At 76.6% G+C, this 13,956-nt stretch carries 11 protein-coding genes and 1 pseudogene; all 12 read right to left on the reverse strand.

All coding sequences use genetic code 11. The features are described from left to right. Positions 1-81: 81 nt before the first annotated feature. Entirely contained in the window at positions 82-5,355 is a 5,274-nt protein-coding gene (locus ACGFXC_RS29830) for a tetratricopeptide repeat protein (protein WP_393717937.1), read from the reverse strand. After that, positions 5,352-5,852: a hypothetical protein gene (locus tag ACGFXC_RS29835; RefSeq protein WP_393717939.1), complete on the reverse strand. Its 501-nt coding sequence runs from the start codon at positions 5,850-5,852 to the stop codon at positions 5,352-5,354. The genes ACGFXC_RS29830 and ACGFXC_RS29835 overlap by 4 nt, the downstream gene beginning before the upstream one ends. Positions 5,853-6,005: 153 nt before the next feature. Further along, positions 6,006-6,572 (reverse strand): hypothetical protein, encoded by a 567-nt coding sequence (locus tag ACGFXC_RS29840; RefSeq protein WP_393717941.1) that lies wholly within the window; start codon positions 6,570-6,572, stop codon positions 6,006-6,008. 286 nt (positions 6,573-6,858) lie between these two features. Continuing rightward, positions 6,859-8,247 (reverse strand): ATP-binding protein, encoded by a 1,389-nt coding sequence (locus ACGFXC_RS29845; RefSeq protein ID WP_393717943.1) that lies wholly within the window; start codon positions 8,245-8,247, stop codon positions 6,859-6,861. Continuing rightward, positions 8,244-8,959: pseudogene (locus ACGFXC_RS29850) on the reverse strand (response regulator transcription factor). Before ACGFXC_RS29850 ends, ACGFXC_RS29845 begins: the two are co-directional and overlap by 4 nt. Before the next feature lie 72 nt (positions 8,960-9,031). Further along, positions 9,032-9,622, reverse strand: a complete 591-nt coding sequence (locus ACGFXC_RS29855; RefSeq protein WP_393717945.1) for a hypothetical protein — start codon at positions 9,620-9,622, stop codon at positions 9,032-9,034. Then, positions 9,619-9,786: a hypothetical protein gene (locus tag ACGFXC_RS29860; RefSeq protein WP_393717947.1), complete on the reverse strand. Its 168-nt coding sequence runs from the start codon at positions 9,784-9,786 to the stop codon at positions 9,619-9,621. The genes ACGFXC_RS29855 and ACGFXC_RS29860 overlap by 4 nt, the downstream gene beginning before the upstream one ends. 8 nt (positions 9,787-9,794) lie before the next feature. Further along, a complete protein-coding gene (locus ACGFXC_RS29865; protein WP_393717949.1) occupies positions 9,795-10,322 on the reverse strand; it encodes a thioredoxin family protein in 528 nt (175 codons plus the stop codon). 568 nt (positions 10,323-10,890) lie between these two features. Further along, the gene (locus ACGFXC_RS29870; protein ID WP_393717951.1) at positions 10,891-11,457 is read right to left on the reverse strand and encodes a hypothetical protein; all 567 of its coding nucleotides are present in this window, start codon (positions 11,455-11,457) and stop codon (positions 10,891-10,893) included. 124 nt (positions 11,458-11,581) lie between these two features. Further along, positions 11,582-12,469 carry a CAP domain-containing protein gene (locus ACGFXC_RS29875; protein WP_393717953.1) on the reverse strand — a complete coding sequence of 296 codons (888 nt, stop codon included), beginning with the start codon at positions 12,467-12,469 and terminating at the stop codon, positions 11,582-11,584. 572 nt (positions 12,470-13,041) lie between these two features. After that, positions 13,042-13,494 carry a hypothetical protein gene (locus ACGFXC_RS29880; protein WP_393717955.1) on the reverse strand — a complete coding sequence of 151 codons (453 nt, stop codon included), beginning with the start codon at positions 13,492-13,494 and terminating at the stop codon, positions 13,042-13,044. A 9-nt stretch (positions 13,495-13,503) separates the two neighbouring features. After that, the gene (locus tag ACGFXC_RS29885) at positions 13,504-13,851 is read right to left on the reverse strand and encodes a VOC family protein (RefSeq protein WP_393717957.1); all 348 of its coding nucleotides are present in this window, start codon (positions 13,849-13,851) and stop codon (positions 13,504-13,506) included. Between the last annotated feature and the right edge of the window lie 105 nt (positions 13,852-13,956).

Genomic DNA, 13,956 nt, shown 5'->3' on the forward strand with positions numbered 1-13,956 from the left:
GCACGGACCGGTGGTGCGCACCGCGCGGCCCTCCGGCTCCCGCCGCGCCGGGAAGCCGCCGCCGCGCCGCTGCCCCGCGCCTCACCTGCGGCGCAGCCACCGGCGGCCCCGGGCGGCGCCCCGCCCCCGCAGCGCGATCTCGTGCTGGTCCGAGGCGATGTCCGCGCCGCCCGCGTCGCCCAGCGCCCGGTACAGGGCGCTCGCCCGCTCGGTGATGCCGAGGGCCTCCTCGTAGCAGCCGAGGTCGACGAGCGAGGCTCCGAGCAGCAGGAGCGCCTGCGCCTCCCGGGGCCGGTCCCCCGCCTGCGCGCAGGCCGTCACCAGCGGCCTCAGCACCGGGACGGCCGCCTCCCGCCGGCCGGCCCCCAGCAGGCCGGTGACCAGCTCGAACAGGGTCCGGATCGCGGCGTCCCGCTCGCCGGCCGCCCCGTATGCGGCCGCGGCCCCGCGACCGGCGGCGACGGCCTGCTCGAAGCCCCCCGTCGTCAGCCGCGCCCGCAGCAGGTCGCGCAGCGCCGAGGCTTCCCCCACCCGGTCCCCGAGCTCCCCGTACACCGCCGCGGCACGCTCACAGGCGGCGACCGCCTCCCCGGGCCGGTCCAGCCTCAGCAGCGTCCGGCCGAGGTGGAAGAGGGCCTGGGCCTCGCGCGGCCGGTCGCCCGCCGCCCGGTGCAAGGCCGCGGCCCGCCCGCACGCGGTGACGGCCTCCTCCCAGAGCTCCAGCTCCAGCAGCCCCCGGCTCAGATTGAGCAGCGCACTGGCCTCGACGACGGGCACGTCCGCCGCCCGGAAGAGCTCCACGGCCCGCCGGTTGACGGTGACGGCCTCCTCGAACCGGCCCTGGTCCAGGAAGACGGCGCCCAGGGCGTACAGCGACAGGGCCTCCCCCTCGCCGTCGCCGTCCTCCCGGCAGAGCCCGGCCGAACGCCGCCACGCGGCGACGCACTCCCGCGCCCGCCCCGCCGACCCCAGCGCCTCGCCCAGTTGCCGCAGCGCCTTGGCCTCGCGCGGGCCGTCGCCGGCCGCCCGGTACAGCGCGACGGACCGCGAGCACAGGCGTACGGCCTCCTCGGACCGGCCGTACCGCTCGTGGAACATGCCCAGGTGGAGCAGGGCCAGCGCCTCGCCCGGGCCGTCGCCCAGTTCCCGGCAGAGCTCGGCGGCCCGCTCCAGCGCCGTCGCGGCCTGCGGATCGTCGGCCGCGCCGAGGAGGGTGCCCAGTTCGCCCCGCGCCCGCATCTCCGCCTCGCGGTCGCCCGCCCGACGGAAGGCTTCGGCGCTCGCGCGCAGGGCCCGTACGGTCGCGGGCCCGCGGCCCAGGGCGCGCAGCGCGGCCGTGAGCCGCTCCAGGGCCATGCCCTCGGCCGCCGGGTCACCGGCCTCGCGGGTGAGCGCGGCGGCGCGTTCGAGGACGTCCACCGCCTCCGCGAAGCGGTCGGCCGCGACGAGCGAGGCACCGAGCCCCGTCAGCGCCAGGGCCTCGCCGGGGCGGCCGGCCGCGGCCCGGCACAGCACGAGTTCCCGCCGGTAGGCGACGGCGGACTCGGCGAAGCGGCCCTCGCCGAAGAGGGCGAGGGCCAGGCCGTGCACCAGGAGGCGCTCGCGGTCGCGGTCGCCCTCCTCGCCGTGGCGGGCGAGGGCGCCTTCGGCGGCGCGCGCGGCCTCGGCGTACCGTCCCGCTCTGATCAGGGCCTCGTGGACGTTGGCCAGCGCGTCGGCCTCGCCCTTCGCGTCGGCCGCCGCGCGGAAGAAGGCGGCGGCCCGCTCCCCGGCGGCGACCGCTTCGTCCCAGTGACCCGTCTGCGTGCGGGCCGCGGCGAGATTGGTCAGGGCCTCCGCCTCGCCCACCCCGTCGCCGCTCTCGCGGAAGCGGGCCGCCGCCGCGTCGCAGGCCGCGGCGGCCTCCTCGTACCGCCCGTCGCGCGCGAGATCGGTCCCCATGCGGAAGAGGGCCCGCCCCTCCAGGGCGTGTTCGCCCGTGGCGCGGAAGAGGGCGGCGGCCCGTGCGTGCGCCTCGGCGGCCTCCTCGTACCGCCCGGTGCGGGCCAGGGCGTCGCCGAGGTTGAACCGGGAGTCGGCCTCCCGGCGGTGGTCGCCCTCCTCCCGGTAGATCTCCGCCGCGCGCCCGCTCGGCAGGACCGACTCGGCGGCCCGGCCCATGGACAGCAGCGCGTTGCCGTGGTTGTGCAGCGGCTGCGCCTGACGGCCGCCTTCGGCCTCCTCGAAGACGGCCGTCGCGCGGGCGCTCACCTCGGCGGCCCGGCCGAAGTCCTCCCGGACGGTCAGGGCGTGGCCCAGATTGGTCAGCACCGCCGCTTCGAGGAACCGGGCGCCGGTCTCCCGGAAGAGGGCCGCCGACCGTTCGTAGGCGTCGACGGCCTCCCCGGTCCGCCCGTCCTCGACGAGCGACCGGCCGAGGTTCACCAGGGCCCCGGCCTCGGAGATCCGGTCGCCCGACTCCGCGAAGTGGACGGCGGCCCGCCCGCTGAGCGCCGCCGCCTCCCGCAGCCGGTCCATGCCGTGCAGCGCGTTGCCGAACTCGACGAGCACCTCCCCCGCCCGGCGCGCGTCACCGGCGGCGCGGTAGGTGCCCGCGGCCCGTTCGCAGGCGGCGACGGACTCGTCGACGCGCCCCACGGCGGTGAGGGCCCAGCCGAGGTCGCGCAGCGAGCGGGCCAGGTCGGGGAGGTCCGTGGCCGGATGCGCCTCGGCGAGCCGCTGGTACAGCTCGGTGGCCTGACGGGTGGCGGCCAGCGACTGCTCCCTGCGGTCACCGGCGGCCAGCTGCCGGCCGAGGTCGCCCAGCACGCGGGCCCGTTCGGGAGAGGTGATCGTGGGGTTCGCCTCCGCCAGCTGCCGGTACAGCTCGGCTGCCTCCTGCGTCGCGGCCAGCGCCCGGCCGGTCCGGCCCGCCGCGTCCAGGTGCCGGCCGAGCCCGCTCAACGCCAGTGCCAGACCGGCCCGGTGGGCCCCGGGATGCTGGTCGAACAGCCGCCGCTGGATGGCCACGGCCTCCTCGACCGGGGCGAGGGCCTCGGCCTCGTCGGCCGTGCCGGTCAGGAAGTTCCCGAGGTTGATCAGCGCCTTGGTGAGTTCGGGCTGGAACGCCGCCGGGTTGGCCCGGGTGAGGCGGCGGTACAGCTCGGCGCTCTCGCGGGTCGCGGCCAGCCCCTCCTGCGGGTGGCCCGCCAGGGCCGCCACGTGTCCGAGGTTGACGAGGGCCCCGCCGAGTTCGTGGCCGCGGGCGGCGGGATCGGCTCCGGCCAGCTCCCGTTCCAGGGCGAGGGCCTCCCGGACCAGGGGCAGTGCCTCCTCGTGGCGGCGTACGCCCGACAGCCCCAGGCCGAGGTTGCCCAGGACCGCCGCCAGGGTGCCCCGGTGCCGCTGCGGATCCTCCCGGGCGAGATCGCGGCAGACGGCGAGCGCCTCCTCGGTGACGGCCAGGGCCTCCTCACGGCGGTCGTGGGCGTTGAGCCGCGCGCCGAGGCCCATCAGCGAGGCCACCAGGGCGTCCCGGTCCGCGCGGGGCGCGGCCCCGGCCAGCGCGCGGCTGAGGGCGGTGGACTCCTCGGCCGCCGCGAGCGCCTGCTCTTCGAGGCCGACGGCGGAGAGCCGGCCGCACAGGTCGGTGAGCGCGTCCGCCAGGCCGCGCCGGTGGCGCGGGTCCGCGGCGGCCGTCCGCCGGTGCAGCCGTACCGCCTCCCGGGAGGAGGCGAGGGCCTCCTCCCGGCGGCCGGCGTTGCCGCGGCGTCGCGCCAGCCCGCCGTGCAGCCGCGCCAGCCGGACGGGATCGGTGGTGGCGGCCAGGCGACGGGCGGTCAGGATCTCTTCGACCGCCAGGATCCCGGCGTCCAGGTCGGCGTGCCGGCCCGGCGGGAACCGGGCCTCGACGGCTTCCAGCACGGACAGCAGCCCGGCGTCGGTCCGGTCGTCGTACGGGGTCGAGCCGCCGATCTCGGACAGCGCCGTCAGGGCCGGGCCGCCGCCCTCCAGCACGACGCCGGGGTCGGCCAGCAGCAGCGGGTACAGCACCTTGCGGCCCATGTGCGCCCAGCGGGCGGCGGCGGAGGCGAGCACGGTGACCGTGCGCGGGGCCACGAGGGGGCGGAGCCTGCTCTCCCCCGTCAGGGCGGCCGGTACGTCGAGGGTCCACGGATCGGGGTCGTCGCCCGTGACCTCGTGCCCCGGCGTCAGCAGGCTGAGGAAGTCCTCCGCGAGCCGGTCGGGGTAGAGCGGTTCCAGCACCAGATCGCGGTCGGCGGGCGGGTAGCAGAAGCGGTGGTCCACGAGGAGTTCCTGCGTTTCGCCCGGCACCTCCAGCGTTCTGAGGGCCCTGGTCCCGGTGCGGTGGCCGACCGCTCCCGTGAGCGCGGCCGTGAACACCGCCTTCGCCATCGTGGACGGGCGGGTCCGGAAGTCCTGTCCGTGCACCCCGGCCTCGGCGAGCCGCTGCCACGCGAGGCGCTCGCGGTCCAGCAGGTACGCCGACAGCTCGTGCGGCCGGCCGGGCGGACGGGCGCCGCGCGCGTGGGCGTCGACGGCGGCGAGGGCGGCCATGTGCAGGGTCAGGGTCAGCCCGAACTCGCGGTGCTCCAGCGGCCCGGGCGGCCGTATGCCCGCGCCGTCCCCGCAGCCGTACAGATCGGCCGCGGCGTAACGGTCCCGGGCGGCGGTGAACATGCGCAGCCGGTCCGCGTCGAGGTCGGGCAGGAGCACGTCCGCCGCGGCGGCCCGCCGCTCGGCCAGCGAACCGCGCAGCGCCGCGAACCAGCGGACGGTGCGGCCGACCAGCAGCACGCGCGCCGGGAGCCGCTGGTGCAGCACCGGTTCGGACAGCAGGCGTTCCAGCTCGCTGTGCACCCACCGGTCGGCGTAGTCGACGACGAGGAGCACCCCCGCCGCGTCGTCGGGCGAGGCGGTGGTTCCCGGATCGGCGGGGGCGAAGCCGGGGGCGGCGCCGCGGAACCCCGCCTGCAGCACGTGCCACCGCTGCCCGGCCGGGCGGGCCGGGTCCCGGGAGCGTTCGGCGAACTCGGCGGCGAGGCGCGTCTTGCCCTGCCCGCCGGGAGCGTGCAGCAACAGCACCGACAGGCGGGACTGCCCGGCGTCCCGCCACTCCCGCAGCCGGTCCAGTTCGCCCTCGCGGCCCGTGAAGGGCACGACGTGACCGCGCGCGTCGAGCAGCCGGCTGGGCTGGGCCATCAGCCAGGCCGGGTCGGGGGCGGCCGGGGCGGGCAACTCCTCGACCGTGGGCAGGCGGGCGCCGAAGTAGTTGTTGACCGTCGCCGTCGCGTAGGGCCCCTGGGCGCCGGCCGCGCCGGGCGCCACCCGCTGTTCGTACCGGTTCTGCGTCACGACGGGCCGGGGGCGCCGGGCGCGTGGTGGTGGTTCACCGTCACCGTGGCCCCCGGGCCCTGGGCGCCGCCGCCGCCGTGGTCCACCCACTGGTTGTAGACGGTGTTCCCGCGCCGGTCCAGGGCCCGCGTGAGGGCGCTGATCTGTCCGTCCGCCGCCGCGTTCCCGGCGAGCACCTGCCGCAGCAGCTCGGCCACCTCGTCCGGCCGGTGCGCGCTGGCCTCCAGGACCGCCCCGAGCCGCGCCGCCAGGAGGGCGAGCACGGCGCTCTCGCCCGCGGCGTCACCGCGCTCGCGGGCGGCGACGACCGTCGCCCGCGCCCGCTCCAACTCCTGCTCCGGCTCCACCTCCTGCTCCCGCCCGTCGTCCCGCGCGGGGCCCGCCAGCCGCAGCAGCCGGGCGCAGCCGCCCTTGACGTGTCCCCAGGCGTCCGTGGTCATGGCGGCGACGAGCGTGGTCGCGGCGGTGGCGGCGACGGTCACGACGGCAGGATCCACAGCGTTCTCCTCCACCGGGAGCCGGTGCTCCCCTGGCACACCAGTGTGCCGTCGGGCCGGTGACCGCGGGGGGCGAACCCGACGGCCGCCACCGTGGCGGGGATCACTCCGCGGCGTCACGGTGGCCGCCGCGCGGCGGGGCGTCGCGGGGGGTCAGAGCAGGGCGACCGAGCTGGCGCGGTCGTTCATCGCGTCCCCGACGTAGGAGGTCGACTGCTGGTACTCCTGGTGCGTCCCGGAGGTGTTGGGGGCGTCCCACAGCTCCAGCCAGCAGGACAGCGTGGTCAGCGAGCTGACGGAGTTGTTCCAGGTGCCCTCCAGGTTGAGCTGGGCGTCCCGGCCGTTGCCGCTGCGGCATCCACTGCCGCCGGTTAAGACCAGGGCGGAGCCGCCGTAGTTGGAGTCCGTGTAGATGACGCCGAGCTGTACGTCCTGGGCCCCCTTGGTGCCGTTGGTGCTCGTGGCGCCCGTGGTGTCCTTGAGGCGGTCGGCCAGCGCCCGGTCGATGTGCTTGCCCGACAGCGGCGCGTCGGTGACCCGTCCGTGGGTGGAGGCGGCGACGGCCTCGCGGAAGGTCCCGTAGCACCGCATGCTGCCCGAATCGATGTTGAGCACGCAGTTCTGCGGGGCGGGCGCGGCGTTCGCGGTGGCGGCGGCCGTGCCCAGGGCCAGGATGGTGGTTGCCGTGGCGATCGCGATACGTGACGTACGAGCAAACATGGGTCACTCCTGTCTCGTGGACGTTCTCCCAACGCCCTGGATGCTTCCGTTTCCGCCCGGCACGGGCCAGGGGCACATCCGGCCAGGGTCGGTGTATGAGGCATGAAATGCTGCGGTGCGGTGGGGGATCCGTCGCGCTTTGCGCCGTTCTTGACCTGCCACGACACTCCGCCCGGAGCACGGCCGGGCCCCGGGGGAGGGCCCCGCGGAACCCGGCGCGAACTGATCGGACGCTGCTGCGGGGCGGGGCGGGGCGGGGCGGGGCCGGGCGGGAGTCGGGCCGGGCTCAGCGTCGGCGGCGCCGGCCCAGGCGGGAGCGGTGGCCGGACGGGGCCGGCGCGGCCAGGGCGAAGCTCACGGTGATGTGCGCCCCGCCGAGCGGCCCGCGCGTGACGCGCACCGTACCGCCCGTCGCCGTCGCGGCCCGCCGCGCGATGTCGAGGCCCAGCCCCGTGGAACCGGTGCTGCTGCCGCGCGAAAGGGCCCGGTCCGGTTCCGGGATGCCCGGTCCGCCGTCCTCCACGATCAGCTCCACGGCCTGCGCCGTGCGGACGACGGCGACGCCGAACGCGGTCCCCTCCGGGGTGTGGCGGAAGACGTTGCCGATGAGGGCGTCCACCACGGCGGCGACGTCGTCGTCCGAAAGGCCCACGGCGGTGGGCTCCTGGGTGATGTCCAGGGAGCAGGAGCGCTCCTGCTGCTCCGCCAGGACCGCCCAGAACGCCGTCCGGCGGCGGACGACCTCCGCCGCCTCGCTGCGCGGGCCCGAGCCCCCCGGCACGCCGCTCCCGCGCACCGGCGGCGGGCCCGTACCCAGCAGGCCCTGCCCCATGGGGCCGACCGCGAGCGGGGTGCGCGCCGCGGCGATGATGGCCCGCAGCTCGGTCTCCAGCTCGCACACGGCCGCCTCGACCCTGGCCGACTCCGGTGTGCCCGCCATCCGTTCGGAGGCCAGGTGGAGCGCGGTCAGCGGGGTGCGCAGGCGGTGCGAGAGGTCGGCGACGAGTTCGCGTTCGACGGCCAGGAGCTCGTTCATGCGCTGCGCCATCGCGTTGAAGGCGACCCCCGCGTCGTGCAGCTCCCGGGGCCCCATGGGCTCCACGCGGGCGTCCAGGTCGCCCAGCCCGAGCGCCCGCGAGGCCTGGGCGAGCCGCCTGGACGAGCGGACCACCTTGGCCCCGAGCCGGTCGGCGACCAGTACGGAACCGGCGATCAGCCCGACGGCGAGGAAGCACATCACCGCCCACGATTCGGCCACGCCCCGGGTGAGTTCCGCCTCGGGCACGAAGTTCTCGATGACGGCCACCTTGTCGCCCGGCAGCACCACGGGCTGCAGGCAGACCCACCCTCCCGGGACCGCCTGCGAAATCGACTCCCGCCCCCGCTGGGCCCGTTCGAGCAGTGAGGCCGGCGCCTTGGAACGCCCCAGGGGCCCCGCCCCCGGCAGGTGCACGACCAGGTGGTCCGCGGCGTCCAGGCCCGCCGCGGACTCCCGCAGCGCGTCCGGGTCAGTCGTCAGGGCGAGCACCGGCGCCATGGCCGCGCCGCGCTGCTGGGCCGCCGTCACGCCCTGCTCCTTGACCAGCGACATCACCAGCAGGCCGAGCGGTATCAGGAAGGACAGGGCGACCATGGAGGTCACGGCGAGCGCCACTCCGGCCAGGGAACGTCTCAACGCGGAGCCACCAGTTTGATGCCGACCCCGCGCACGGTCAGCAGGTAGCGCGGGGCCGCCGCCCGTTCGCCGAGCTTGCGGCGCAGGGAGGACAGGTGCACGTCGACGGTCTGGTCGTCCACGTACGGCTCGCGCCACACCTCGGTCAGCAGCCGGCGCTTCGAGACGACCTGCCGGCGTGGTGCGCGAGGAACGCCAGCAGGTCGAATTCCCGCCGGGTCAGGCGCAGCTCCGTTCCGGCCAGGTACGCGGTGCGCGCGCCCGGGTCCACCGCCAGCTCGCCGACGACGGCCGGACGCAGGGCATCGGCGGCCGCCGCGGGCGCCGCACCGGCGGCGGGCACGGACACCCCGCCGGTGCGCCGCAGGACGGCGGAGAGGCGGGCGAGGAGCTGTCCCCCGGAGAAGGGTTTGACCAGGTAGTCGTCGGCGCCCGCGTTCAGGATGGCGATGATCTCGGACTCGTCGTCGCGGGCGGTGGCCACCAGTACCGGTACCGAGGAGATGCCGCGGATCATGCGCAGGGCGTCCCCGCCGTCCAGGTCGGGCAGTCCGAGATCGAGGACCACCGCGTCCACGGGGGCCTGCGTGACCTCGCGCAGTGCGCTGAAGCCGTCGGCGGCGCTGCGCACGGCGTACCCCTGCTCCGCCAGGACCTCGATCAGGGACTGGCGGATGCTGGGGTCGTCTTCCACGACCAGGACGCTCGGCATGCGGACACCTTAGAGGCTCGGCGCGGCGGTGACGTGCACAGGTCACGGTCCCGGTCGCGGTCGCGGTCCCGGTCACGGAGTGACGAAGGCCGGGCCCTCCTCGGTGACGCGCAGCCGCACGGGACGGTCGGACACCGGGATGGTGCAGCCGTCGCGGGTGCTGCAACTGGCGTAGCCGATCAGTACCGTCGCGCCCCCGTCGCCCGACGCGCGCAGGGGCAGGGCCGTGCTGACCGGGCCGTCGGGGTAGACGGGGACCGGGGCGTCGACCCCGGGCAGCCGGACCGACCGTAGCTCCGCAGCCGCCGTCAGCGGGCCGTCCGCCCCGAGGGCGCCGGTGACGGCCACCCGGGTCGGCCGTCCGACACCGTCGGCGCCGGTGGGCGGCAGGTCGGTGCTGTAGAGGTGGAACCCGGCGGCCTCGGGCGCGAAGACCGTGGTGAGGGTTCCGGTCCGCTGTGCGGGCCGCCAGTCGGAGACGGAGAGCGTGACGGTGACGCCGTTCTCGGAGAAGCGCGTCGTGGCCGCCCCGGCGACGGCTCGTGTCCCGGAGGCGCCGCCCCCGCCACAGGCCACGAGCAGCGCCAGGGGGAGGAGGACGCCCGCGCGGCGGACCGTACGCCGCCGTGCGGTCCCCGGGGCGGAGCGCGCGCACGCCGTCATCCTCCCACCGCCACGCGGGTGACCTGGGGCTCCAGTTGCCCGGCGCCGGTCCCGGCCCCCGAGCCGGTGTCGGTGTCGGTGTCGTCCGTGACGATGCCGGCCAGCATCAGGAGCACCGCCACCGACAGACCGGCCACCACCGGGGCGGCGAAGGGCGTGCGCACCCGCCTTCTCACGGAGCCCACTTGCGCAGGAAGGCGTTGATGCCGTCCGCCGTCAGCGCCGGGTTGCCGCTGGCGTGCGTGTCGACCCGCGTCGCGCCGGAGGGCGAGACGACCACCAGCACGGGCATCGTGTAGGTCCCGCCGGACGGGCTGTAGGTGCGCAGCAGCGCGGAGTTGGCGGAGCTGTCACCGCCGATGTCGACCTTGACGAGGTGGTAGTCGTCCGCGAGGAGCGCCGAGGTCGCCGGCTGGGCGAACACCTTGTCGGCGGCCTTGCAGTTGCCGCACCAGTTGGCCCCGAAGTCGAGCAGGACCATCCGCCCGTCGGCCTTCGCCGCGCGCACGGCCGCTTGGATCAGGGCCTTCGCGTCGGCCGCGCTGTCGTAGCCGGGGCCGGGCACCTTGGCCGGTGCGGGGGCGGGGGCGGACGCGGTGGACGTCGGCCCCTTCCCGCCCGCCCCGCCGGCGCGGGCGGAGGCCGAAGGGGAGGGGGCGGAGGCGGACGCGGACGGCAGTACCGAGGCGGTGGCGGACACGGAAACGGATGCGGACGCTGACGCGGACGCTGACGCCTCGGGGGACGGTCCGCCGCCGGGGAGGGCCGGGGCGGATGCCCGGGAACCGGCCGCCGTGGCGGACCCGACGGGCTCGGAGGTGGGCCCGCACGCGGCGCTCAGCCCCGCCGCGACCGCGACGGCGGCGATCAGCGGGAGGGGCGCGCGGGAGGACGTCGTACGGAGTCGCCCGGACCCGTCGGACGGGCCGGACCGGGCGGACCGGAGCGTGCGGAAGCTCATGGCGAGGGCACTCCAGGGAGGTTCGGGCTGCGGGAGGCAGCGACGGCGGGACGGCTGGGTCGTCTCTTTCGGATCGTGCCGGGCGGCGCGGGTCAGGCACGATCCGGAAGAGACGGCCCGGGCGCGTCCCGGCTCGGTGAAGCCGGGGCCGGTGGAGCGCCGGGGTCGCGTGCCCCGGTGCCGACGGCCGCTCGGCTGACGCGAGCATAGGGCCGTACGGGGCCTGTGGAACCGCCTCGGGGCGATCTTCAGGTTGCCCTAAGGCTGCGCTCATCCTCCGCTTCGCCGGGACCCGGCTGGTCCGCCGTCAGAAGGAGGTCTCGCGGACGCTCGCCTTGGCGGACGGAGTGATCGTCGCCGTGATCTCCGACCGGTGTCCGTCGCCGCTGAAGGTGACGGTGAGGGTGTCGTCGGAGGTCTGCGAGGTGGTCGTCTTGAACCCGAGTCCGGGGACGGCGGAGATCAGGCACACGCCCCGGCTCCCGTACCGGACCGTGACCTTGCCGCCCCGCGAGGGGACGGAGTGCAGACCGGCCCCGCCCTGTTCGCAGTCGACCCCGGTCCGGGGCGCGGCGGTCCGGGGGGCGTCCGTCGTGGCCTTGACGGGGGTGGGGGTGGGGGAGGCCGAAGGGGACGGCTGCGTCACGCTCGGCGACGGGCTCGGGGAGGGGCCGGCGGACGCGGAGGGCTGCTCGGGTCCGGGGCTGCCCGCCTGCCAGGCGGGTGGCGTGTCGATGACGACCGGGGCGGAGCGCGCGCCGGGGGGCTTGTGGCTGGTCGACCCGACCACGAACTGGACCGTGGCGAGCACGGCGGTCACGCTGGCGGCCGTGCACGACAGCCATATGAGCAGGTAGCGCGGAGTTCGGGGCACGGGCCCATAGTGGCCGACGCGCGCCACGACGGGTAACCGGTGCCGGCGCCGCCGATGCCCCCTGGCCCCGGTGGGGGAGGGGGCGGGGGGCAGGGGGCATCGGGGAGGAGGGCCGGGCGAGGGGTTACCTGCCGCTGCCGAAGTCCTGCGTCCACCACGGGCCGCCGTCGCCCTTGTGGACGCCGATGCCGATCTCCTTGAAGGAGCAGTTGAGGATGTTGGCGCGGTGGCCGGAGCTGTTCATCCAGGCCGACATGACCGCGTCGGCGTCGCTCTGCCCGCGGGCTATGTTCTCGCCCAGGGCGGACCACTTGTACCCGGCCGCCTCGACCCGGCTCGTCATGGTGGACCCGTCGGGCCCGGTGTGGGACATGACCCCGCTGCGGGCCATCGTGTCGCTGTACGCCCGCGCCGCGGAGCTCAGCTTCGCGTTGGTCGTCAGGGGCCCGCAACCGGCGTTGGCGCGCTCCTTGTTGACCAGGGCGAGCACCGCGGACTCGGCGTCCGTGTTGACCGTGCCGGATCCGGATCCGGAGCCACCGCCGGAGCCGTTGGAACCGCCGCCCGAGGAGCCGCCGGAGCCGGAGCCCTTCGTGGCGGTGGACCCCTGCGCGGGCTTGGCCGGCCGGTCGTCGCCGGAGGTGTCGGGCGCGCTCTTGGGCTGCGCGGCCTCGTCGGGGGCGGCCGTACCGGACGGGGCGGCACTCGCGCCGGCACTCGTACTCGCGCTGGCGCTCGGGCTCGCCGAAGCCGAAGCAGACGCCGAGGCGCTGGCGCTGCCGCCGGGAGCCGGATCGGTGGCGCCCGCCTCGGGGACCGAGGACTCCGCCCCGGACGCGGCGGCGGCCGCCTGCCGCTCCGTACGGTCGTCACCACCCGAGTCGGCCACCGCGACCCCCACCGCCACCGCCGCGGCGGCCGCCGTGACGGACAGCACGATGCGCGTGCGCGCCGTCTTCTTCCGGCGGGCCTCGGTGCGGGACGTGTTCGCGGGGGTTCGGCTGCGGCTCATGCCGGTAACACCTCACTGGAGAGGGGGCGGGGAGTACGGCCGAGCCTAGGCCGATGACCTGGGCGAAGAGCGCCACGGAGGACGTTCTTCAGGTTCCCCTAAGGAAGCCCGCAGGCCCGACACAGGGATGTTCGCGACATAGCCCCCAACTCCCCCCGAGGGCCGTCACGGTGCGTTTCGTCGCCCCCGTGACACACCGTACGCACCCGCACCGGTGCGGCACCGGCCCCCCGTCCCGGATGCCCCCGCGCTCCGCCCGGAGCCGTTGCCGTTGCCCGGACTGGGGCGGCACACCCGCGCCTGTACCCGTACCCACGCCCGTACCCGGGCTCGCACTCGCGCCCGCGCCTCTGCCGGTACCCGGGCTGGGGCCCGCCCCCGGGCACGGGGCATTGGCGCGCCGCGCGGGCCGGGCCGTGTCGCCGGCCCCGTCCCACGGGCGAAGCCGACGCGGCGCCGCGCCGGCCCCGTCCCGCGAGGCCGGGGACGTCAGGCCCCCGCGGCGCCGACGGCCCGCCGCGGACACGGCGGTGCCCCCCGGCGGACCGGCCGCGCCCGCCGGCCGCCCGCCCTCACTGCTCGCCGACGGGCGGCTGCCGGGCGAGGAACTCCTCGAACGCAGCCTTCTGCCGCGGATCCATGAATCCCTGACGGACGTCACGCGCCGCCTCCTGGAGCCAGTGCGCCTCCTCGGGCCTCAGCAGCTCGGCGACCACGGTGCCCGCGCGTACGACCGCCGTACGTCCTCCCGCCCGACGGCGCAGGAGCGTGAACGGGCCGAATTCCGCGGGGTGGGACAGTTCCCGCTCCTCCGCCGGCGCGGGCACCGGGTACGCGCCGGGGGCCCAGTGCTCCCAGAGCGCGAGCGTGCCGGCGGGCACCAGCACCACGCGTTCCGCCTCCGGCCGCTCCTCCCACATGAACGTGACGCCGACGGGCTCGCCGACCGCCTCGGCCAGTGCGAGCACCCTTTCCACCTCGTCGTCGACCGGGTAGGCCACCACCACGTCCATCCGAATGCCCATGCCGCGAGGCTACTTGCCCCGTACGGCAGCCGGCCGGCCGCTCTCCCGCGGGTCGGGGACGGTCAGCACGACCGTGCGCCCGTCCGGGTCGGTCAGGACGTGCCGGCCGGTGCCGGGCCCCGCCTCCCCGTCGGCCGGAGCCGGGGCCGGTGCCGTCAGCCCGAGCCGCAGGTGGCCGGTCGGCGGCCGGTGCGCCGCCGGGTACAGCTCCAGGACGGCTCCGTCGGCGAAGGTCACGGCGTAGTGCTCCGGCCCGTTGCCGTGCCGTTCCGCCACGAGCTCCAGGCCGAGGCCGGCGTAGAAGCTCCGGCACGCCTCCAGCCGGGTCGTGTAGATCACGAGCAGGTCGATGGTCATCCGGTTCCCTCCACCTTCATCGCAGCCGCCGCGGCCCCTGCGCCGCCGCTGATGCCTGATCCTCCGTCAAGGCTCGCCACGTCACCGCTCCGGGGTCGATTTCCC

Source organism: Streptomyces sp. NPDC048507, from assembly GCF_043199995.1.
Taxonomy (GTDB): Bacteria; Actinomycetota; Actinomycetes; order Streptomycetales; family Streptomycetaceae; genus Streptomyces.